Annotated in this window: 16 protein-coding genes; 13 read left to right on the forward strand and 3 right to left on the reverse strand. The window is 38.1% G+C overall.

Features of this window, described 5'->3' with window-relative positions; translation table 11 throughout:
- Positions 1 to 12: 12 nt before the first annotated feature.
- The 9 genes from FGQ66_RS11950 (at position 13) to FGQ66_RS11990 (ending at position 13936) form a co-directional block, all read left to right on the forward strand.
- Complete coding sequence (locus FGQ66_RS11950) at positions 13 to 3021, forward strand: hypothetical protein (RefSeq protein WP_138302504.1); 3009 nt, start codon at positions 13 to 15, stop codon at positions 3019 to 3021.
- A gap of 28 nt (positions 3022 to 3049) precedes the next feature.
- On the forward strand, positions 3050 to 4771 hold the full coding sequence (locus tag FGQ66_RS11955) for a VirD4-like conjugal transfer protein, CD1115 family (protein ID WP_081135088.1): 1722 nt from the start codon (positions 3050 to 3052) through the stop codon (positions 4769 to 4771).
- A gap of 313 nt (positions 4772 to 5084) precedes the next feature.
- On the forward strand, positions 5085 to 5315 hold the full coding sequence (locus FGQ66_RS11960; protein ID WP_138302505.1) for a hypothetical protein: 231 nt from the start codon (positions 5085 to 5087) through the stop codon (positions 5313 to 5315).
- A gap of 28 nt (positions 5316 to 5343) precedes the next feature.
- Positions 5344 to 6168 carry a VirB6/TrbL-like conjugal transfer protein, CD1112 family gene (locus tag FGQ66_RS11965; protein ID WP_081135095.1) on the forward strand — a complete coding sequence of 275 codons (825 nt, stop codon included), beginning with the start codon at positions 5344 to 5346 and terminating at the stop codon, positions 6166 to 6168.
- A gap of 13 nt (positions 6169 to 6181) precedes the next feature.
- The gene (locus FGQ66_RS11970; RefSeq protein ID WP_005875212.1) at positions 6182 to 6535 is read left to right on the forward strand and encodes a PrgI family protein; all 354 of its coding nucleotides are present in this window, start codon (positions 6182 to 6184) and stop codon (positions 6533 to 6535) included.
- Positions 6532 to 8871, forward strand: coding sequence for a VirB4-like conjugal transfer ATPase, CD1110 family (locus FGQ66_RS11975; protein ID WP_138302506.1), 2340 nt, complete (start codon positions 6532 to 6534; stop codon positions 8869 to 8871). Before FGQ66_RS11970 ends, FGQ66_RS11975 begins: the two co-directional genes overlap by 4 nt.
- Before the next feature lie 975 nt (positions 8872 to 9846).
- Entirely contained in the window at positions 9847 to 12147 is a 2301-nt protein-coding gene (locus tag FGQ66_RS11980) for a lysozyme family protein (protein WP_138302521.1), read from the forward strand.
- Between the two features lie 106 nt (positions 12148 to 12253).
- The gene (locus FGQ66_RS11985) at positions 12254 to 13192 is read left to right on the forward strand and encodes a copper resistance protein NlpE (protein ID WP_138302507.1); all 939 of its coding nucleotides are present in this window, start codon (positions 12254 to 12256) and stop codon (positions 13190 to 13192) included.
- Positions 13193 to 13198: 6 nt separating this feature from the next.
- Positions 13199 to 13936, forward strand: coding sequence for a hypothetical protein (locus FGQ66_RS11990; protein ID WP_138302508.1), 738 nt, complete (start codon positions 13199 to 13201; stop codon positions 13934 to 13936).
- Between the two features lie 296 nt (positions 13937 to 14232).
- Here the strand turns inward: FGQ66_RS11990 and menA are convergent, their stop codons facing one another.
- The 3 genes from menA to pplA all read right to left on the reverse strand — a co-directional run bounded on the left by menA (position 14233) and on the right by pplA (position 17408).
- The gene (menA, locus tag FGQ66_RS11995; RefSeq protein ID WP_113846421.1) at positions 14233 to 15186 is read right to left on the reverse strand and encodes a 1,4-dihydroxy-2-naphthoate polyprenyltransferase; all 954 of its coding nucleotides are present in this window, start codon (positions 15184 to 15186) and stop codon (positions 14233 to 14235) included.
- A gap of 12 nt (positions 15187 to 15198) precedes the next feature.
- On the reverse strand, positions 15199 to 16299 hold the full coding sequence (locus FGQ66_RS12000; RefSeq protein WP_113846420.1) for an FAD:protein FMN transferase: 1101 nt from the start codon (positions 16297 to 16299) through the stop codon (positions 15199 to 15201).
- A 173-nt stretch (positions 16300 to 16472) separates the two neighbouring features.
- Positions 16473 to 17408 (reverse strand): extracellular electron transfer flavoprotein PplA, encoded by a 936-nt coding sequence (gene pplA, locus FGQ66_RS12005; RefSeq protein ID WP_113846419.1) that lies wholly within the window; start codon positions 17406 to 17408, stop codon positions 16473 to 16475.
- 301 nt (positions 17409 to 17709) lie between these two features.
- Here pplA and FGQ66_RS12010 point away from each other — a divergent pair, with 301 nt between their 5' ends.
- From FGQ66_RS12010 to FGQ66_RS12025, 4 genes are all read left to right on the forward strand, one after another.
- Positions 17710 to 19647 carry an NAD(P)/FAD-dependent oxidoreductase gene (locus FGQ66_RS12010; RefSeq protein ID WP_138302509.1) on the forward strand — a complete coding sequence of 646 codons (1938 nt, stop codon included), beginning with the start codon at positions 17710 to 17712 and terminating at the stop codon, positions 19645 to 19647.
- A gap of 139 nt (positions 19648 to 19786) precedes the next feature.
- Positions 19787 to 20197: a NusG domain II-containing protein gene (locus tag FGQ66_RS12015; RefSeq protein ID WP_081135119.1), complete on the forward strand. Its 411-nt coding sequence runs from the start codon at positions 19787 to 19789 to the stop codon at positions 20195 to 20197.
- Positions 20198 to 20209: 12 nt separating this feature from the next.
- A complete protein-coding gene (locus FGQ66_RS12020) occupies positions 20210 to 20776 on the forward strand; it encodes a Gx transporter family protein (protein ID WP_005875234.1) in 567 nt (188 codons plus the stop codon).
- 22 nt (positions 20777 to 20798) lie between these two features.
- Positions 20799 to 21788: a polyprenyl synthetase family protein gene (locus tag FGQ66_RS12025; RefSeq protein ID WP_115234916.1), complete on the forward strand. Its 990-nt coding sequence runs from the start codon at positions 20799 to 20801 to the stop codon at positions 21786 to 21788.
- Positions 21789 to 22150 lie beyond the last annotated feature (362 nt).

Here is a 22150-nt window from a genome sequence, read left to right on the forward strand (position 1 = left end):
AAGGGATAAGAAATGGGAACGAACGAAGAAGATAAATCAGGGAATCCGATAGATGATCTTATCAATCAGTCTAATTTAACTGAGGATTTTATCAAACTTTTTTTGACTGAGAAAGGTGGGCAACATAACAAACGGATTTTAAGAATAGCAAGTGGCGAAAAACCACCTTCCATAGGGAATATCTTAGAAAGCTTTGAAGAACTAAAAGCGACTAAGTTACAGAACTTAGAAACAGAAAAAAAAATCAGTGATTGGCTAGTTGAAAAAGAAAGTTTAGAAAAAAAGAAGAGTTTTTTACAACCCACAGGTAAAACGATTGACTTAAAGGTATTAGAAGAAAAACAGAAAAATTTGATGGCTGACTTGGTTCAAGCCCAAAAAAATTATCAAATCAATAATCAAAAATTGGAAACAGCTAAAAATGGATTAAACACTATTTCTCTCGAGCAAGCAATCAAAGATCCCTCTAACCAAAATATCTCGTATCTTACTAGTTTGAGATCAGCAGAATTTATGCGAGCGAGTAGTGTACTTAATGAGAAAAATAAAAGTCTTGAAATAGAAGTGGATAAGCTTCGAAGAGAAGTTAGTCAATTAAAAAAACATGAAAACAAAGTCGTCCAAGAAGCATTGACGAATACTGAAAAAAATATCGCTCAGTTGTCTAATGTAGAAATCCAGATCGTGGAAAAGCTGGGGAATACGAATGATCTTACGAACATAGAAAAAGCGGTTGAGCCTGTCCAACGTTTGGAAAGAACGCCATCATTTTCGCAATACCTTCCAAAGGATGAAGAGTCTGTAGGCGATTTAAAGCAAAAATTAGACGCTGTCCAAGAGATGAAGGAAAAATTGACGTTTGAAAAAAATGTTTACATAGCACATAGTGAAATACTGGAAAATATTGCAGTATCAGATCCTGCGAAAGTATTAAATACTTCTGATTTGTTGCTTCGACAATCAGAATTTAACATTCCACGTCCTAAACTAAATCGTTCTCAATCCATTCAAGAGAACATCCAAGAACGGCCTAAATTAACACGTAGTTATTCCGCACCTCATTTAACCGATAGAAATGGGATCTCTAAAATCAAACTGCCACGTCCTCAGTTGAAACGAGAGCATGTAGTGGATGGAAGTGAGAACCCTAAAATCAAGCTTCCGCGACCTAATTTAAAGCGTCCTCACTCTGTTCAAAAGGCGATGGAAAGCCCAGCAGTAAAACGTAGTCGACCTACACCTGAATTGACTTTACCAAATCAGAAGGTAGATGGAAAGTTGATGGAGGCATATCGGCCTTATTTGAAGGAGCAAGTCGAATTATTGGAACAACGTGTCCGAATCGCTGAGGCAATAATAAAAAAAGCGCCGATGAATAACTTTCTCCTTGATAGAAAATCGAAGACACAAAGAGTAGATCGATTTAAGGATATCAAGGCTACCATGGCGGAAGATACGCAGCTCATAAATGATCTAAAGAGTATTCTCCAAGATAACAATAAATTAAGCGACTATATCGAAAAAGTAGTACCAAAAGATAAAAGTATGCTGTCACAAGAAATCGAACAAGTAAAAAAAGATACGCTTGAGCTGATTGAAAAGACGAATGAACTAAAAAAGATAGACTATAAAGAGCTAAGCAATCGTTGGTACCATGTTTTTAAAAGGCCATCATTTTATGCGCTTATCGGGAGGCAAGCTGCGTGGGCTACACCATTTCTATTAATGCCTGCCGTTCCAGGTTTTATAGCGCAAGTTATGCCAGATACGACTTTGATAATGCATGGAGCAGCGGGGATTAGTGCAGTCCAACAAGCAATTCTAGGAACGTATGTCGCACAAAAAGTTTTGTATGTAGGACCAAAGCTTTTGGGACGAGGAATGGATAGACTTTCTCAAGTGACTCGAAAGAAGTTTCCTCGAGCAGCTAAAGGCTTAGATAAAGTTGTGGAGAGGGTGCAGGCAAAGGTTCTTTCCCCCGTTAAAGACAAAGTGTATACGCCAATAAAAAATAGAATAGCGAACACACAAGAAACCATTTCAAAACATACGATACGACCGGTAGCTGCGAAGTTAGCACCAGTAATTGCGCAATTGAAAAAAACGCTACACATCGACGGAAAATTAACACCAGAACAAAGAAAACTTCGGAATAAAGGCTTCAATCCTGTGACTGGGGAACGATTATCTCTGAAAATGCGTGCGTGGAATTTGACCAAGCGTTCCCTTGATTATATGTGGCGTCATAAGATAAAAATCGCATTGATTGTTGGTTTGACTGCTGGAGCGATCTTTACTGCTGGGGCGATTGCGCCGGCAATATTCCCAGTATTAGTTTCTTCAATCATGACCGATGCATTTGCTCTTGCGGCTAGTTCATTCATCGTTTGTGGTTCGGTATTGTTGGCGGATAAATTGGTATTCAAACCAATTCAAAAATTTCTTGTTCGGCGGGAAGTCCGCAATCGGGCAAAGATGATTGTTAAGCGGTATGAAAAAGATAAAGAAAAAGGACAGCATCAGTCACTAAATCAAGAATATAAAGAAAAAATCAGTGAAATTGTGAAAGTGGAAACAAAAGAACAAGTCGTTGCTAAAGAGAAAACGCCGGAACCAGTAAGAACGGAGGTGGCCAAATCAGCAGTTGAGCGGCCACAGGCAGAAATGGTAGCGCAAAAAGTAGAAGGACCTAAGGTAACGGAACCAGCTCATAAAGGAGAACAGAATTCTCAAAGTCGAATAGATCAAGCGGGCCCAAGCCAGCCAAAGATAGAAGCGATCAAAAATGAAGCGACTCATTCTGTCAATGTAAAAAGTGAGCAGCGAACGCCGGAAGCTGTGGCCGAGAAAAAAGTATTACGCTCGTTCTCTGATTTAAAGAATACATCGGTTGAAAAATCCAATCTAGCGAGTCAGAGAAATAATCAGACACTGCAAGTAGCACAGGAAGAACAAAAAAAACGAGAAGCGACTCAAAGTAACACTAGGAAGAAAAAGGTAGAACAACCAGTAATGAGTTAAAAAAGCGATCAGAAAAGGAGGTTTCAACTTGAGAAAAAAACAATATGCATGGATCAGCTTGCATATCGTCATTATTAGCATACTGCTTTATATAGGGAATCGAACATGTTTTTTATTTTTAGCTGAAAAATCAGAAGAGCTTTCTTTTTTAGATAAACTGATGACAGGATTTCTTCAGACTATAGATGAACTGTCAAATGTTTCCTTTCATTTTACTTTTGATACTCGATCATTAGCTGGAGGAGGTTTTTTGACTCTAGCTTATGGATTATTTGTCTTGTATAAAGTGTTCGACGACAAGAATGTCAGACCAGGAGAAGAATACGGGAGTGCACGTTGGGGGAAACCGCGGGACATCTACCCATTCATAGATAAGAAAAAAGATTTTAATATTTTATTGACGAAGACGGAAAGTTTATCGTTATCAGGCAGGATGAAGATAACCGGCAAAGACAACTTCAATCGAAATAAGAATGTTGTAGTTGTCGGAGGTGCTGGGAGTGGTAAGACACGGTTCTACGTAAAACCGAATTTGATGCAGATGCACTCTTCTTATGTAGTAAGTGATTCGAAAGGGTTATTATTGGCGGAGACAGGAAAAATGTTTGAAGAAGCAGGCTACCACATCAAAGTATTCGACTTGATCAATCGCCGGGATACACATCACTACAATCCATTCCATTACATAAAAACCGAAGATGATATCTTAAAAATCGTGAACAATCTGATCAAGAATACCTCTAACCCTAACAAAAAAGGGGGCGATGATTTCTGGGAAAAGGCAGAAACGGCTTTGCTCATGGCAATTTTCAGTTATTTGCTCCAAGAAGTGGTGGAAGAAGACCGCACACTAGGCAATGTGATCGAACTGGTTCGGTTAGCCGATATCGAAGAAGATGTTCCAGGCTTTGTCAGTCCGTTAGATGTCTTATTCAATGAGCTAGAAGAAAAAGATCCAACGAATTTTGCTGTAGCGCAATATAAAATCTTCAAATTATCTGGGGATAAGACAACGAAGAGTATCTTAGTGAGTTTAGGTGTACGGATGTCACCATTTGATATTCCAAGTATCAAAGAGTTGGTTTCAAAAGATACGTTGGAACTAGATACAGTGGGCGATGAGAAAACCATTCTGTACATCTTGTTGCCAGATACAGATACGAGTTTCAACTTTTTAGCAAGTATGATGTACCAGCAGCTTTTCGATATGCTCGTGTACAAAGCGGATAATATCTATAAAGGACGATTGCCTTGTCATGTGCGTTGTATCCTAGATGAATTTGCCAATATTGGACAGATACCCGACTTTGAAAAAGTGATTTCTGTTATCCGAAGTAGAGAAATTTCAACGAATGTGATCTTGCAAAATATCAGCCAATTAAAGACATTGTATAAGGATACTTGGGAAACCATCATTGGTACAAGTGATGTGTTCTTATACTTGGGTGGAATGGAGCAAAGTACACATGAATATATTTCTAAACTACTGGGGAAAGAGACGATCGAACAGCGAAATATCAGTGTGACAAAAGGTTCAAATGGTTCCTTCAATGAAAGCTTCCAAAAATTGGGGCGTAATCTGATGGACCCTGATGAAGTAGCAAGTTTAAAAGGACAACAGTGTATCTTAAAAATACGTGGTGCAAATCCATTTTTATCGGAAAAATATGATATTCTCAAACATAAAAATTATAAGAAATTAGGCGATGTAACAGAAAAATATATGTATCTACGCGACTTATCTGCTTAACTTTTTCTACTCTCTTTTTGGTATTTACCGTAAATTGGCCAATTAAAAAGAGAGTTTTTGTGTGGAAAATAAAAAATAACAAAAATAACAGAAAATGATTTGTTGGATTTTGTTAGAGGGATTCATTTCCGATGGATGCATAGACGAAAACGCAAGAGAACACTCGCTTTTATGAAGAATGAGTGTAAACGAATAAAGAAGTGTTCTAAATTTTCTCAACTTGGAAATAACTGGAGAAAGGATAACAAAAAAGTAGCATATACTAAATGATGGAACACAAAAAAATTACATAGATAAAGGAGTATTTAACATTATGGGCGATTCAGATTTATTGAAACAGGTATTTGATCTAGTATCTAAATTCACATTAGTTGGTGGAGGACTTTGGCTTATTTGGGGGACAATCATTCTAGCTGGGGCATTGAAAGATAAAAATGGCCCTCAATTGCAGCAAGGAATTTGGCAAATTGTTGGTGGTGGGTTGATCTTAGCAGCAGCTGGATGGTTTGGTTCATCCTTTGATTTTAGTTCATTGTTACCATAATTTGATTTGGAGAACAGGAGTTTAATTCATGGAAAAAGCAATAATGAATATCTTCAGTCAAATCATGACCTATTTAAATGGAGAAGATTTACAAAATACGCTTGGACAAAATCTAAGTTCCTATATGTACGATGCATATGATCTGGTAAAAGATCTGCAAACTATTGTAGTAGGACCGCTTGCACTGTCGATTCTTGCTCTTTTTATCCTTCTAGAATTCCAACGGATTTCTTTGAAGGTAGAAGGAGCAGGAGGTGCTCCAATGCTTGGATTTGAGATGATCATCAAGTCATTTATCAAATTTGCAATCTGTTATGTAGTGATTTTAAGAATTCAAGACATTTTAGATGGGATCATCGTTATCACAGCAAACTTATCAGCAAAAATTTTAGCAATAGGAGCGAGTGGAAAAGTACAGGATGTATCAGAGCGAGTAGAACGAGCAGTAAATGCTCTGTCTTGGTGGGAACAAATCGTTGTTTTACTGATCATGTGTATCTTGTTCTTAGTAGCTCTAGTCGTACGGGTATTGATTCAAGTAACGATCTATTTACGTTTTTTAGAATTATACATATTTTCTGCAATGGCACCGATTCCGATGGGTGCATTACCGAGTCAAGAGTTTTCATCAATGACAAAAAGCTTCTTCAAAAATTTTGCTTCCACGGGCCTGCAAGCCACTTTTATCGCCTTGGTTCTTATCATTTACCCGATGATTTTTGCTAGGATCATGAAGGATGTAGGGGAAGGCATGTGGGGGATCATACTAGGATTGACGATCTATATGATCGCTTTACTACTTTCGATCAATAAGACAAAAGGTTGGGCGAAGACGATATTGTCTGCATCGTAACCAAGGAGGAATTATGGCAATAGAAGTAAAAGTACCAAAAGATATCAAAGAATATAAAGAAAAAATAATTGCAGGAATGAATCTAAAGCAATTGTTGTGTTTGACGATTGCTGGGGGTGTGAATATTCTCATTAGTCTGATCTTTGTCGTCTGGCTGAAAATCCCGATGGAAATCACAAGTTGGCTGATGATTTTAGTTTCTATCCCCATCGTATCCTTTGGTTGGTTCAAACGAAATGGCTTGAATTTTGAAACGTATATCAAACATTTATTTAAATACCACCTTTCTGCAGGCGTCAGAAAAAAGAAAGAAGCAGAACCAAAAGACAAGAATGAGCAAACCAAGTTAGGCGGACAAGAAACATGATGAAATTAAAAGGTTTCACATCAGTAAAAAAGACGGATAAATCCACGATGGAGGATACAAAAAAGAAGAGAAAAAAACCAAAGAAGGATCCTAAAGAAATGGATCTACTGCGAGATACTTTTTTATTTCAGGAAATCTATCCTAGTGGTATCTGCCGACTCGATGAGACGACATATTCGGTCACCATCGAGTTGAATGATATCAATTACCAGTTATCTTCAGAAGATAGTCAGATCGAGATTTTTTCTCAATACTGTGATTTCTTGAATTCACTTAGCAGTAAAACAAAATTGCAACTGACTGTCTACAAGAAAAAAAGACCTCTGGCGGATTTGCAATCTATTCTGTATTATCAGGAAAAAAATGATTTTTTAGATTCTTATCGTGCAGAGATGAATGATATTATTTCGCGTAAGCTAGATGAGGAAAAAAATGGATACAAAAAAACGATTTTATTCACTTTCGTACAAACTCACCAGAAACTCGAGTTTGCAGAAAAAGAATTAGACATGGTGACGGATCGCTTTTTGATGTTTGCAAACCGCTTAGGAAGTCAGGCTAAAAGAATACCTAAAAAGGAATTACTGACGATCCTTTCAGAGATATTAGTGACGAAAGCTACGGCACAGCCAGAAATTGAAGATATTTTACCAGAAGTGATCGAACTGAAGGAAAATAAGAACTATTTGAAAGTCGATCAGCATTATGCAAAGACCGTTTACTTACAGGAGTATCCAGCAGAGTTATCGGATACTTTTATCTATGAATTACTAGAAATCCCTCGAGAACTAGTGATTACCTTACATATCGATCCGCTTGAACAAGATGAGGCTTTTGATTTAGTCAAAACGAAATTGGCCTTCATGGAGCAGCAAAAAGTGGATGAACAAAAGAAAGCATTACAAAATGGCTATGACTTTGAAATGCTGTCTTATGACTTATCTTATTCGTTGACAGAAGCCAAAGGACTAGTAGACGACCTGCAAAATAAAGGACAAAAACTGTATTCAATGTCCAGTACGATCCATTTCCATGCGGATACTGTTGAAAAATTAACAGAGATCCATGATGAAGTCAATTCGATTGGGCGTCAATTTGGGTTTAAAATCATCGAATTAGAATTTATGCAAGAAGCTGGTCTGAATGCAACATTGCCATTAGGGATCAATCAGATTCCTTTAGACCGAACAATGTCGACTGCGAGTACCGCGATCTTTATTCCATTCACGATCTCCGATTTGATCCAAGAAAATGGGAAATATTATGGGGTCAATGCGATCTCTAAAAATATTCTTTCCCTTGATCGAAAACTATTGAAAGCACCAAACGGTTTTGTATTGGGAACACCAGGTTCAGGAAAAAGTTTTTCAGTCAAACGAGAAATCGTGAATGTTTTATTACGAGATGCAGATGATGAAGTGATTATTATTGATCCAGAACGTGAATACTCAGTGATCGGTCAAAATTTCAATGGAGAAATCATCAAAATTTCTAGTGATTCTGCTACAACGATCAATCCAATGGATATCAATGAAAATTATGGAGATGATACAGATCCGGTCGTTTTAAAATCAGAATTTTTGATTTCTTTATTTGATTTGATCATTGGTGGAGCTCTTGGTTTGAGTTCTACTCAAAAGACATTGATTGACCGAGTTTGCCGACGAACATATGAAATATTGGGAAGTCAAACACCGACATTTATCGACTTTTATACTATTTTGAAAGAACAAGAAGAAGAGGAAGCAAGACAATTAGTGATGGATCTGGAGATCTATATCGAAGGTAGTTTGTCTGTCTTTTCTGCAAAAACGAATGTAGATATTACAAAGCGTTTAGTCATTTATGACATCAAAGATTTAGGAAAACAATTAAAAACAATGGGGATGCTGATCGTGTTAGACCAAGTCTGGAATCGTATCACGACAAATAGAGAACGTGGTGTCCGTACATGGCTGTATATCGATGAGATGCAGTTGCTATTTACTAATGAATACTCTGAGAATTATTTTTTTGAACTGTGGAGTCGTGCCAGAAAATGGGGGGCTATCCCAACTGGTATCACGCAGAATGTGGAAACATTATTACTCTCAGATTTAGCAAGACGGATGCTTTCAAATAGCGATTTCGTCATGATGCTGAATCAAGCAAAATCTGACCGTACGCAGTTAGTTCGATTATTTGATATTTCCGAGGAACAAGAAAAATTTGTTGTCAACTCTCCAGAAGGTTACGGTTTGATGGTTTTTGGCGATACAACGTTGCCTTTTTATGATCATTTTCCTAAAGATACGAAACTCTATAAGATGATGTCGACGAAGCCGGGTGAAACATAAAAAGAATGAAATCAGAAAGGATACGTCATAGTGCCCGATTTGAATGAACAAGAAAACCAAAAAGGAAATGAAAAGAAAAACGATAAGATCATTGATCGCTTAGAGACAGCAAAGAATATTACATCCACCAAAAAAGAAAAAAATGTTTCAAAAAATGAGAAAATCACCACTAGTAAAAGCAAACATCGCAAGGCTGTAATCATTCGGAAAAACCAATCGACTGTATCACGAAGCAAGCGAGCAAAAATCAGAATGATGCTCCGAAGACAACAGCAAGCCAAAAAAGGCAACGCACCACTGACAAGTTCGCCAATCAGACGCTCAAAGAATTTAAAGCATAAAAAAATGATACAGGCGCAAGGGAGCAGAAACAAACGGCTTTTTAGGAATCTAAACGCCAGCACCAGAGAAGAGCGAAAGAAACAGCAAAAAATTTATCTGAAAAAAAGTGAAAAATACCAGAAGACGATCAATCGCAACAGTAAATTGTCCAATGACGTAAAAAAGGTCAATACGCAAAAGATCCAACAGAAAAAAGCAATAAAAGCCCGAGCGCTTATCAACAATAAAAAACAAACAGATGGTCGGGCACTTGTAAAAAAACAAAAGCCCACTGTCCAGAGTGTTCGGCAAAAGCAAGATCGTAAACAACAACTAATTCTGAAAAAAAAGAAAAAAATAGATACGCAACACATCATAGCAAAAAAAGAAACGAAGCAACGAACGGCACACAAGCAATATCAAGAAACTGGGAAAAAGAAGCAAGACAAGGAACAAGTTCAAGGAACTTCTCAAAGGAAAAAAAAGCTGTTTTCGAATCGGAGACACCTCCGCAATCAGCAATACGCACAAAAATATGTGCGTGCTTCCGGCAAAAAACAAACCTATAAAAAAAGAAACAAGAAGCAAAAGGTCAACGACCAGTTAAAGAAACAAATTTCTCCGAAAAGAGGTGCAAAAAACTACTTCAAAGAAATGGTCATTGATAAATTTGGCCGTGACAGTGAGGGAAATTTGAACATTATTGGGATGATCTTGATGTTGGTACTTCTCGTGCCCATTTTGTTGAAGTTGATCATCATCATTGTTATTTTAGCAATCATCATGACGATCATTGCGGTTGTCATGGCGATTTGGGCATTCATCGTAGGTTTGTTTGTTGTTAAAACAGAATCAATGATGATTACAGAAGCCTATGAGTATGTTACCTGGTTAGATGCCAGTAAAAATAAAGAAGTCTATGAACGCTACAATCAGTTGGTGGATAATCCTGAATATGACGAAGTCTATTTTGAAGTGAATAACATTGCTTCTGATCCTGAGAAATTTTCTGTCGTGTCAAATGGCGATAATTATATCTATTATCTCAATGCAAAATATGAGGATTACGATATCGAGGAACGGGCAGTGAATGTCTATATCAAGCGTCTAGCTGAAAACACTGGCACAGAGTTGCCAGCTTCAAAGGTAGCACATGTTCAATTTAAAGATACCCCACATCCATCGTCAGAACTACCAATCAAGATCAATCGAGTGAAGCATGAGATCCATGCAATCCATGACATGACGTATAACTATGAGACGGTCATTGAAAAAGACAAAGAAATCGAAACAACGACAGTGACGATCGATAAAGAAACAGGGGAGGAGAAGACTGAAACCAAAGTAGAAGTAAAAGATGTCGCTACAGTGAAAATCGAGGTCCAGACATTGAATGAAATGCTTGACTCTCAGCCGGAAGTTGAGATCTATGGCTTTAAAGAAGGAATTTTAGAGGAGGAAAGCAACTATGCCTTAGTTGGGACTGTCGATGCCTTCGACGAAGATGAAGTTGATAAATATTATCCAATCATGGAGTTGGATCGTTTTGAATCAAAAATCTTCATGGATAATCCATTAGGTAAAAATACCTATAGCCCAGTTGTCGAAAACTATGGCTATCGGGGAAGAGACGAGGACAAATTGAATATTGAGATCATGTTGGATGCAGAACCTGGTTCACCAGTTTATGCCACCACAGATGAAGAAGTAGATGGAATCAATCGAACGTATAGCGCACAAGATCGCGATGGGAAAATGGTTGAAACACGAAGTATAAAAACGGACACAGGAGATTACTATGCGTTTTATATCAATGTGGACCCTGTAGTAAGAGAAGATCAGGATTTGAAAGCAGGGGATTTGATCGGCTATACAAGGAATACTTTTGGCGGGAATCTGCTGATTGCGATGGAAGAATTCCGTGCTCTGCATGCAGACCCTGACATCTATCCTGCAATTTTTATCGATAATCTAGTCTTTGCCAGTGATACGAATTTAGCCTATTCCAGTAACAGCGGCGGGTTAAGAGGTGAATTGTTTAATCCACCAGAAAAAGTCGTACAATGGCGCGACAAAGTGTATGAAGAAGCGATAAAAAACAATATTGGTTCTTATGTAAACACGATCCTATCCATTATCTGGGTCGAAACAGGTGGGGATAGCGAACGTTTCTCAGATATCATGGGGATAAATAAAGCGTACTCAGTAGGTGGTGCAGTATATAGCCCAACTGAATCCATTGAAAAAGGCGTAAAATACTTTGCCAGATTATTGAAAAAGACGCAGTCAAATCAATTAGGAGAAATGGCGGCATTACAGGCCTATAGCTATGGGGAAGCCTACTTAGATGACCTGATTCGTATAAGAGGACGTTACTCCTTTGACCATAGTCGCCTGTACGCGCAAGAGGAGAGTCAAGGTGAGACTGTATCTTATAATAGTACCGTTGCTTTGGATCTTGGCTACAATTGGCGTTACACCTTTGGCAATATGTTTTATCCGCAACTTGTCACGTATAACATTTCTGCTGACATCGGTAAACTAGTTGAGGTAGCTAAAAAGGAATTAGGTACACCGAATGGGGATAAATATTGGCAATGGGGTGGCTTTGATAAACGCATCGAATGGTCCGCGATCTTTGTTTCTTGGGTCGCTAGTCAGGCTGGCTATCTAGATCAAGGACGCGTGCTGAATACACCAAGTCCATTATTGATGATGAAATGGTACCAAGATAATCGTAAATTCCAAGAACCAACTGCGGATTATATCCCACAAGCAGGTGACTTGATTTTCTTTGATTGGAAAGGTAAAAAAACAGGAAAAGATCACGTGGGGATCGTTGAATATTCCGGTGGAAATATCGTACAAGTCATTGAAGGAAATTCCAATAATCTTGTTCGCCGTAGAACCTATGCGCTAGATAACATAGCTATTTCCGGATATGGTATCCCTTAGCCAAATTAACTTGAACTAATCAAGTAGAAGCATCAGATACACATTAAAGGAGGTGAGTTATTTTCTATTAAGTAAAGAAGAACTTTATTTTTAGAAAGGCACACGTATGATCAATAATTTTTTGGAGACAAAAGCAGGAAAACGGATCGCTGCAGGTTTTGCCGTATTTGTAGTCGTGGTCATTGGCGCTGTCATTTATGCGTTCATGACGAAAGAACCTGAGTCAGATTCAGCAAATAATGAAGATAAAACTGGAAAAACTCAAGAAAGCAGTGAAGTCAGAGGGCAATACGATGCGACACCTTACAGTGGCAAATGGTATTCCAATCGAACAGATGAGATGACGATTGAATTAAAAACAGATGGTACGTACCAAGCCACTGCTTGGTTATCTAAAGGTACCTATCATTTGATTGATAATGGGGTCATGGTACTGGAGGATAAAGAGGGGAAAACAAAAAAATTCAAGTTGCAAACGAAAATGGGTAGTACAGTCATGTACTTAAAAGAAGATAAAGAAGAAATCTATCTGTATCCAAATGAAGAAGTCAAAGAAAAAATGGAAACAGAGATTTCTGAACAAGCAGAAGCGGCTCAGCAAGTTGTCTCACAAATGTGGATGGACATCTTGCAACAAGAGGAATGGGAAAACAAAACAGATAAACGGACATTCACGTTGACATTCAAAGACGATGAATTTATTCAAAAAAAAATCGAGCAAGGCAAAAAAGAGGAAGAAGTCACTTATAAATATAGAATCGTCTCGATTGACTATGAACAGTCCAGTGCAGTTTTTGTCATGAGTCGAACGGATAGTCATGACCAGAAACAAGATGTAGTCTTTAAAATCAAGGAAGAAGGCTCTAAGTATATTTTATTGGGGAACCCAGGTACTTTTGACTGGATCACTACCTTTGAAAAAAGTTATGCAGCGGTCACACCTACGCAAGATGGTACCACGCGATCAGATACAGTGAAGAAAACCACTGAAACTGTTGATAAAGATGGAAACAAAGTGATAATTACTGAAAAAGTTAAGGGGTGAGGATAGATGGAGGATAAAGAAGTAGACAAAACCCAACAGGTCATGTTAAAGGGGTACTTAGGTATTGCCAAGTTGGCGTTGAAGCTTACTGTGTATTTTTTTAAAAAGAAAATACCCCAAAAAATCAAGAACGGTATCGTAAGCCTAGCAAGTAAAGCAAAAACCGGGGTTCAACAATTGAATCAGTGGCGTAAAAATCGTCAAGTCACTAAACAACCAAACCAGACGATGAAACAAGTATTAGACAAAAAACAATCTGCACAAAAACTAATGGGAAAAGAATCAAAGGCACTAATCAAAAAAAGAGAGATGCCTCTTTTATCCAAAGCAACTAGTCGAGAAAGAGTAATCAATCCCTTTCAACATGCAATGAATAAATTCAATCAGCTACTGATGAAAGGTGCAAAATTTGTTTTGCCTATGTTGCCAAGGGTTATTCGTAATGTCGTATTAAGGAATAACACAGTGACTCGTGACCGGGGTACCAGAGAATTGGGAACAGCAGTGAAGGATTCCAAGGCTATTCCAGCACGCACAGAAAAACTCCAAATAAACAATACGATTGCAAAACCGACACATGCACAAATGTTACAAAATAATGTACCAAAAAAATATAAGCCACTTTCTGAACTAACGACCCATGCTAGAAAGATATCTGCCATCAACAATAACAAGGCGAAAGAGGTAAGCCGAGCTTTACCACAGCGCCGTACGTCTATACCTACTATCAATACAGGACGTTAGGGAGCAAACGAAAAACGACGATCAAAGGACAAATCGGGTGAATTGTACGATTTGTAAACAAAAAGTAGATGAGAAATCACGGTAGAAGTGTGTAACTTCTTATTTCGTGGAGTTGCATCCCCACCATTTATTCATTTTTAAAGCATGAGACAAAAGTATTTCTTACTTTTGTCTCATGCTCTTTTTTTTCGAAATTTCCGAAAAGCCTGACTTTTGGACGCCGTTTATTTGTGCGTCTGTAGCAAACCTGATTTTTTAGACTGTCCCACATTTCCTTTGATTAAAATGAGTTTATTTTAAAGAGTTTGGAATAAGATCGTTAACAATAAGCCTACCACGTAGCTACTATTGAAGAGGACCATATTTTTAATGGAGTAGCTGAAACTAACGGGTTGTGGCAGAGTTTGTTTAAAAGCCTGCAAATTTTTATAGACTTTTGGCAAGGTAAAGAAGGTTACGATTATCGGTAACTGATACACGCGGATGATCAACCCTAATAAGATGACAAGATAGCAAGCATACATCAAGAGTTGGAACAAAACGATGCCCACTGGCCGACCGATATAAAAGACTAGTGTATACCGGTGGTTTTCAATGTCACGGTCTAAGTCACGTAGATTGTTCGCTAACATGATGTTAGCGATCGTGAATATCAGTGGAAGGGAAGCCAAAAAGATCGCTAAGACTGCCCATAGATTGCCTTCTAAGCTAAAGTGTCCAGTAGCAAGTGAAAGGGACAAATCAAATACGTTTGTATTGTGCGTGTTGACATAGACGACCATGGCAAAGATTCCTAGCCCCATTGTTACACCACTGAAAATCTCACCTAACGGCATACGAGATAAAGGAATCGGACCAAATGTATAAAAGATACCGATGAAACAGCAAGCCGCCCCCATCAACAATAGAAGGAGCCCCGTTTTAGCAGTTAGAATGAGACCGATGATCAGAACAAAAAGGATCATTCCTAAAATCATATTGCGAACCAACTTGGGGGAAGTCCCTGTACGTCCGATCACATTTTCTTCGTATTTATAAACAGCGGAATGGGCTTTTTCGTAGTCCATATAATTGTTGATAGCTGTTGTCGCCAAATCAAAGACGAGCATACCGATAAAAAATAATACGGTGTTCAACCAATGTATCTCATGAAAAAAAGCGATAGAGAATAAAACCCCTATCGCAAAAGGAAATACACTAGCTACCTTAGTCCGTAGTTCAACTACTTCTAAAAAGATTTTTAGTGTCATGTTTCTTGCTCCTTATTTCAGTTCTGAGCGATCGCCCATCGTATATTTTGAGTCTTTATCCAGTTTAAATGTATCTTTGATTGGATCTGTCACATATACTTTATCTTCTTTTGTGACAAAAATCGCTTCAGTACCATTGTTCAATTCACTTTCAACGTATTCAAGACCTTTTTTCACACCCATTGAAAAGACAGCCGTTGATAAGCCATCACCATCAATTGATTTATCTGTGATGATCGTGACACTTGCGATGTCATTATCAAAAGGATAACCTGTTTTAGGATCAAATAAATGATGGTACTTTTTACCGTCTACTTCTAAGTAGCGTTCATAGATACCAGATGTAACGAGTGTTTTATCCCGTTCTTCGATTGTTCCTAATACAGATCCGCGTGCTAGATTAGGGTCTTGGATACCGACTGTCCAGTCTTGATCTTTCCCTCTAGGACTATGACCTAGAACATAAACATTTCCACCTAAGTCAACGATCGCCGTCGTCACACCTTGTTTTTTCAGTACTTTCACTACTTCATCTGTGATGTATCCTTTAGCGATCGCTCCAAGGTCAATGATCATCCCTTTTTCTTTGAGATAGACAGTCTTGTCTTGATCGTTCAATTCGATTTTATGGTAGTCGACTAATTTCAATGCTTGGTCGATTTCTTCTTGAGAAGGTTTTCTTGCATCATCAAAACCAATACGCCACAGCTGAGTGATAGCACCGATCGCCATATCAAAACCACCTTGGGAATCTTCGCTGTATTCATAGGCTTTCTTCAATAACCCATAGACATCATTAGAAACTTTCACCGGCTTGATGCCAGCTTGCTGATTGACTTCATCGATTTCTGAACCTGGTTGGTTGATCGTGATTTTATCACCCAACTCTTTTACTCGATCAAAAGCTGGTTTTAAAGCAGCTTCTTTTCCTTCATCGTAGACACGGATCCGGACATACGTACCTAATAGGAATTGTTCATCTGAATAAGGATCTTTTAAAATTTTATTTGTCGTAGTACTTGTTGTTGTGGCTTTATTCGCTGAAGTACTACAACCAGCTAACGTCAATAGGCATAGCAAAGCGACGATAGGGAGTAAGCGTTTCTTTAACATGTGTTTCCTCATTTCATCAGTGGCAAGAAGGGTATAGCAAAACAAAAAATATTCTTTCAGAAATAAGCCGAAATATCACAAAAATTTTTCAAAGAAAATTTCGGATATCTCGGCTTGGATTTCAGAAAAAAACTATTGTTAAGACAGCTTCTTCCACATTTATTTCTAGTTGATTATTTTGTTACGATGTTGTCAACTTCGATTGTTTGTGTATCGCCTTTTTCAGCTGCATTCACTAATTGTTGTGCGTACATAATGAATGAATGTGAGCTGTGAGTAGCACCAGTAACTACTTCTACGTCAGCAGGTGAACCATCTTCTTCGCCCATTGCTTTGACAAGTTCGTCGTTAAGTGCAGGGATGTAAGTTTTAGGTTCAGTACCACTTTTCGCTTTCATATTTTCGTTATATTCTGTGTCATCTTGTTTTGATTTGCCATCTTTGTCGATGTAATCAAATTTAGAATCCGTTACTTTACCGCCAGCTACAGTCATTTCAAATTGTACGCGGTAGCCGTTAGAGTAGTTCTTTTCTTCTAATTTGTAAGTACCGTCTTTCAAGTCAGCACCATTGTCGATTTCAATCGTATCTGTGTTACCAGCTTGAGCTGCTTGGATCAATTGTTGTGCATAGTTTTGGAAGCTTTCTGAAGAGTGAGTAGCACCAGTGACTACTTCAACACCGCCAGCGCTTTGAGCTTTCACGAATTGTTCGTTTAATTCTGGGATGAATTTTTCTGGACTAGTGCCAGCTTTTGCATCCATATTTTTATTGTATTCTGCATCTTTTGTTTTTGATTCGCCTTTTTCGTTGATGTTGTCATATTTAGACTCAGTGATCTTACCATCTTTTACGACCATTTCAAAAACTGCGCGGTAGCCATTAGAGTAATTTTTTTCTTCCAATTTATATGTGCCATCTTTCAACTCGCCACCAGCGACAACTTTTGCTGAACTTTCAGTTGTTGCGCTTTCAGAAGTTTGTGCTGTTGAAGCTTCAGATGAACTTGAGCTGTTTGAACTTCCATTGTCATCTGCACCACAAGCACCTAACACTAAAGCTGAAAATGCTAAAACTGCAAATCCAGTAACAAAACGTTTGTTCTTCATTTTTAAATCCCACCATTTCCTTTTTTAGTCCACAATTTTCTTTGTGATTCATTATACATTCTAATAGATATTAGCTATAAGTCAACCATTTTAAGCAAATAACTATTATAATCTTACAACCGTTTTCTTTCTGTAAATTTCGTGAAAAAAACGCTTAATAATAAAAATTCAAAAAAATCGAAAAGGAATTAGACAAAAGAACATAACATCTATATAATGTATGGAGATTGTGTAATAGGTATCAAACTAAAATAGTTATTATAAATTTCAAATAAATGGTTTAATAAGGAGCGGATGATCAATGGCAAAGCAAAATATTGTCGTTGTAGGTGCAGGTTATGCCGGAGTATCAGCTACAAAGTACTTGGCAAAAAAACTGAAAAAAGAAGATGTGACAATCACGTTGATTGATCGTCATTCGTACCACACGATGATGACAGAACTTCACGAAGTTGCAGGCGGACGAGTTGAACCACAAGCAATTCAATATGATTTACAGCACTTATTTGCACGACAAAAAAATGTTCAATTAGTGACAGACACGGTAATCGGTATCGATAAAGAACAAAAAATCGTTAAAACAAAATTAGGTTCTTATCCATTCGATCAATTGATTTTAGGGATGGGTGGCGAACCAAATGACTTTGGTACACCTGGTGTAAAAGAAAATGGCTTTACGTTATGGTCATTCGAAGATTCAGTGAAGATTCGTGAACATATCGAACGAACAGTTGCGAAAGCAGCGTTAGAGCCAAATGATGAACTACGTCGCGCTATGTTGACGTTTGTAGTTTGTGGTTCAGGTTTTACCGGAATCGAAATGATCGGTGAATTAATTGACTGGAAAAAACGTTTAGCAAAAGACTACAAGTTAGATCCAAGCGAAATCACTTTGATGGTCGTAGAAGCAATGCCAACGATTTTGAATATGTTAGATCGTAACGATGCGGCCAAAGCGGAACGTTACTTGAAGAAACATCAAGTAGAATTATTGTTGAATTCCCCAATCGTTGAGGTAGCAAATGATCATATCAAATTAAAAGATGGTCGTCAGATTCCAACACACACTTTGATTTGGACAGCTGGTGTAAAAGGTACATCTGATGCAGCTGATTTTGGATTAGAATCGGCTCGCGGACAACGTCTGATTGCCAACGAGTACATGCAAGCAAAAGGCTATGAAGATAAAAATATCTATATCATCGGGGACTTGGTTTTCTATGAAGAATTCCCTGGAACACCGACACCGCAAATCGTTCAAGCGGCTGAACAGACAGGGCATACGGCTGCTACAAATATCGTGGCTTCAATCAAAGGTGGCGAGAAACACAAGTTTAAAGGGAATTATCAAGGTTTCATGGTCTCGGTTGGCGCTAAATGGGGGGGTGCGAACCTATTTAACAAGATCCATTTAAGTGGTTTCCTAGCAATCGTCATGAAACATATCGTCAACTTAAAATATTTCTTTGATATTCGCTCTGGATACTATATGTTCCAATATCTAATGCATGAATTCTTCCATATTAAAGATGACCGAAATGTGACGCGTGGTCATTCTTCACGCTATGGGAATGTACTATGGAGTGTACCGTTACGTATTTTCTACGGACTAGTTTGGTTTATAGAAGCATTCAAGAAAATCGTCGGTAACGGTGAAGTATTGAAACCAGGTACATGGTTCGGTGAGGGATCATGGTTCACTGGTAACAGCGTCTTCCCTTGGACATGGGAATATAATGTGACGGATGTTGCAAGTGGCGCATCAGCTGCCGGAGATGCAACAACAGCTGCTAGCGGCGCTGCATCAAGTGGTGCTGGGGAAGCAGCGACACAAGCTGCACACTTTGGTCTAAGCTATGCTTATGGAGAAGAACCAATGGCTGTGATCGACAAATCACCTGCTTGGTTTACAAAAATGATGCAAGTCATCATGCCGAATAACGATGTAGCAATGTTCTTCCAAAAATTCATGGTTTTCTTTGAAATTGCGTTGGCATTAGCATTGATTGCTGGTTTATTCACTTGGTTATGTAGTGCAACAACGATTGTCTTGGTCATCACGTTCTGTTTATCAGGAATGTTTTACTGGGTAAACATCTGGTTTATCTTTGTGGCCTTCGCGTTGATGAATGGTTCAGGACGAGCAATCGGACTTGATCGCTGGGTAATTCCATGGTTGCAAAAAACACTAGGAAATTGGTGGTATGGGAAACCCAAATCCCAATATGGCTCAAAATAGCATGCAATATAGAGCTTGAACAGAAAAAGTTTAAAGTAATGGTTGATTGAAGGAAAGTTCTAGGGATACCTAGGACTTTCTTTTATTCCGTGCTAAAATTGGGTCAGTGAAAAAGGGCAGAGGAGGATGCGTACAAAAAATGAAAGAATTTATCAAGAAAAGTTTACTCAAACCGTGGGATATCTTCATTATCATTCTTTTGGTTGCTCTTTCTTTTTTACCAGTTATCATTTTTAGTTACCAGCAAGCAAACGCTGCACCTGAAAAAGAAGCAGTGCTGCGGGTAGATGGAACAGAAATCAAAACCTTTCCACTAAGCGTGGGGAGTGAAACATATACGTACACATACAAAGATTCCCATGGTGATTACAATCTGATCGAAATTGCCGGAGATAAAATTCGGATCAAGGAAGCAGATTGTGATGATCAGATTTGTGTGAGAAGAGGATGGGCATCAAAAAATGGGGAGACAATCGTATGTTTACCACATAAATTAGTGATCGAAGTGCGATCAACAGATGGGAGTGACGAAGACAGTCTGATTTATTAGGCTATTCACACCATGACAAAATTACAAAAAATGATTTATATCTCTCTTTTAGTAGCACAGGGCGTGATCATTGGACTGATTGAAAACATGATTCCTTATCCGTTTTCTTTTGCACCTGGAGCCAAATTAGGTCTAGCAAATTTGATTACGATCGTAGCGATCTTTACGATGAACAAACGAGATAGTTTTTTGCTTCTGTGGCTCCGTTTGTTTTTAACGACGTTATTAGGTGGAACAATCTCTACTTTTCTGTATAGTATGAGTGGTGCACTACTTAGTTATTTCGGGATGTTACTAGTCAAAAAACTAGGACCAAAAAGAGTCAGCATTATTGGTATCAGTGCAACAGGTGGATTTATGCATAATGTGGGGCAACTCGTTACAGCCTCTTTTATTGCCCAATCTTGGACGGTTATGCTTTATTTACCAATTTTATCTTTTTTAGGCATCTTATCAGGTATCGCTATTGGAATTGCCGCAAATTACTTATTGCGCCATGTACGAACCCTTCAAAAATTCCAAAAAGAATATGAGTTAAAAAAGAAAGACAAATGGCAGTCCGTTTTTTTAGAAAAATAATCGCTATGCAAGGAGTTTTTTTATGAAGTTACATCCAATGTGGGAGGGCTATCCCGGTTTAAAAGACGAGTTAACAGAGACGTTGAAGAAAATGGAAGATGTCATCCGCTTAAAAAATAAACCAGTTGAACAAGCAATTAAAGAAACGATCCATGCTGGTGGCAAATTATTACGGCCTGCATACCAATTATTGTTTTCTCAATTTGGTGCTGAGAACGATCGAGATAAAGCAATTGCGTTAGCCGCTTCGATCGAGATGCTTCATACGGCTACGCTGATCCATGATGATATCGTTGATGAAGCGAACATGCGTCGTGGAAAGAAAAATATTCGGGGCAATTTTGGGAATACGGTAGCCGTCTATGCGGGAGACTATTTATTTGTGTGTTGTTTTAAATTACTTTCTAATTATTCTACCTCCCTTAAAAGTCTGCAGACAAATTCTCGCAGTATGGAAAAAATATTAGATGGAGAGTTAGGCCAAATGGATGATCGTTATAATTATCATCTAACGGTTGAGGAATATTTAGAAAATATTTCTGGTAAAACAGCTGAACTATTTCAGTTGAGCTGTTCAATAGGCGCTTATGAAAGTGGGACAACTGAACGGTTTGCGAAAAAAGCTGGTACGATCGGTTTAGCGATCGGGATGGCTTTTCAAATCATTGATGATATTTTAGACTATACTAAAAGCAGTGATGAAATTGGTAAGCCAGTACTAGAAGATATGCGTCAAGGCGTATATTCACTACCGTTGATCTATGCGTTACAAACGGATAAAAAGGCAGAACTTATCTCATATCTTGATAAAAAAGACAAGTTGACTTCTGAGGAAATAGAGAAAGTTCGAACACTAGTCGCAGAAGCAAAAGGGATAGAAAAAGCCAAAGGATTAGCTGGAAAATATACCAAAAAAGCATTAAATGAAATCAATAAACTACCAGATAATCCATTTGGAACGAAGGAAAATTTACTGTCGCTCACGAGCTTGATCTTAGAGCGAGAAAATTAAGGACGATTTGATACAGAGGTTGGGACAGAAGTGTTTAACTCCGAGAAATAAGAAGACATTCACGAAAATTGCTTTTCAAATTTTTGTGAATGTCGGCTTATTTCCAAAGGAGTTTCTTTCGTCCCAGCCATTTTTTTCTTTTTAGAGAAAAAAAGTTTCTCCCATTGTTTGATTAGCAAGTATGCTAATACTAGATGCAAGTCTATTATTTATTGGTAACATTTGATACGTGAATTTTGTGTGAAAAGTGATAGAAGCAGTGATCAAGTGGCTATTTTTTGAGATAAAATCAAGCATCAATTTGTTTAAAAAGGAGGGACAGAAGAAGCCAGTACACATAAAATGTTTTGGGGGAAATGTTT

Source organism: Enterococcus sp. BSD2780061688st2 D3 (assembly GCF_005844145.1).
GTDB lineage: Bacteria > Bacillota > Bacilli > Lactobacillales > Enterococcaceae > Enterococcus_B > Enterococcus_B durans.

Coding starts and splice junctions, on each gene's coding strand:
- FGQ66_RS11950 (WP_138302504.1), top strand. CDS start 13: ATGGGAACGAACGAAGAAGATAAATCAGGGAATCCGATAGATGATCTT.
- FGQ66_RS11970 (WP_005875212.1), top strand. CDS start 6,182: ATGGCAATAGAAGTAAAAGTACCAAAAGATATCAAAGAATATAAAGAA.
- FGQ66_RS12020 (WP_005875234.1), top strand. CDS start 20,210: ATGACAAAATTACAAAAAATGATTTATATCTCTCTTTTAGTAGCACAG.
- menA (WP_113846421.1), bottom strand. CDS start 15,186: ATGACACTAAAAATCTTTTTAGAAGTAGTTGAACTACGGACTAAGGTA.
- FGQ66_RS12025 (WP_115234916.1), top strand. CDS start 20,799: ATGAAGTTACATCCAATGTGGGAGGGCTATCCCGGTTTAAAAGACGAG.
- FGQ66_RS11960 (WP_138302505.1), top strand. CDS start 5,085: ATGGGCGATTCAGATTTATTGAAACAGGTATTTGATCTAGTATCTAAA.
- FGQ66_RS11975 (WP_138302506.1), top strand. CDS start 6,532: ATGATGAAATTAAAAGGTTTCACATCAGTAAAAAAGACGGATAAATCC.
- FGQ66_RS11980 (WP_138302521.1), top strand. CDS start 9,847: ATGGTCATTGATAAATTTGGCCGTGACAGTGAGGGAAATTTGAACATT.
- FGQ66_RS11985 (WP_138302507.1), top strand. CDS start 12,254: ATGATCAATAATTTTTTGGAGACAAAAGCAGGAAAACGGATCGCTGCA.
- FGQ66_RS11965 (WP_081135095.1), top strand. CDS start 5,344: ATGGAAAAAGCAATAATGAATATCTTCAGTCAAATCATGACCTATTTA.
- FGQ66_RS12015 (WP_081135119.1), top strand. CDS start 19,787: ATGAAAGAATTTATCAAGAAAAGTTTACTCAAACCGTGGGATATCTTC.
- FGQ66_RS12010 (WP_138302509.1), top strand. CDS start 17,710: ATGGCAAAGCAAAATATTGTCGTTGTAGGTGCAGGTTATGCCGGAGTA.
- FGQ66_RS11990 (WP_138302508.1), top strand. CDS start 13,199: ATGGAGGATAAAGAAGTAGACAAAACCCAACAGGTCATGTTAAAGGGG.
- FGQ66_RS12000 (WP_113846420.1), bottom strand. CDS start 16,299: ATGTTAAAGAAACGCTTACTCCCTATCGTCGCTTTGCTATGCCTATTG.
- pplA (WP_113846419.1), bottom strand. CDS start 17,408: ATGAAGAACAAACGTTTTGTTACTGGATTTGCAGTTTTAGCATTTTCA.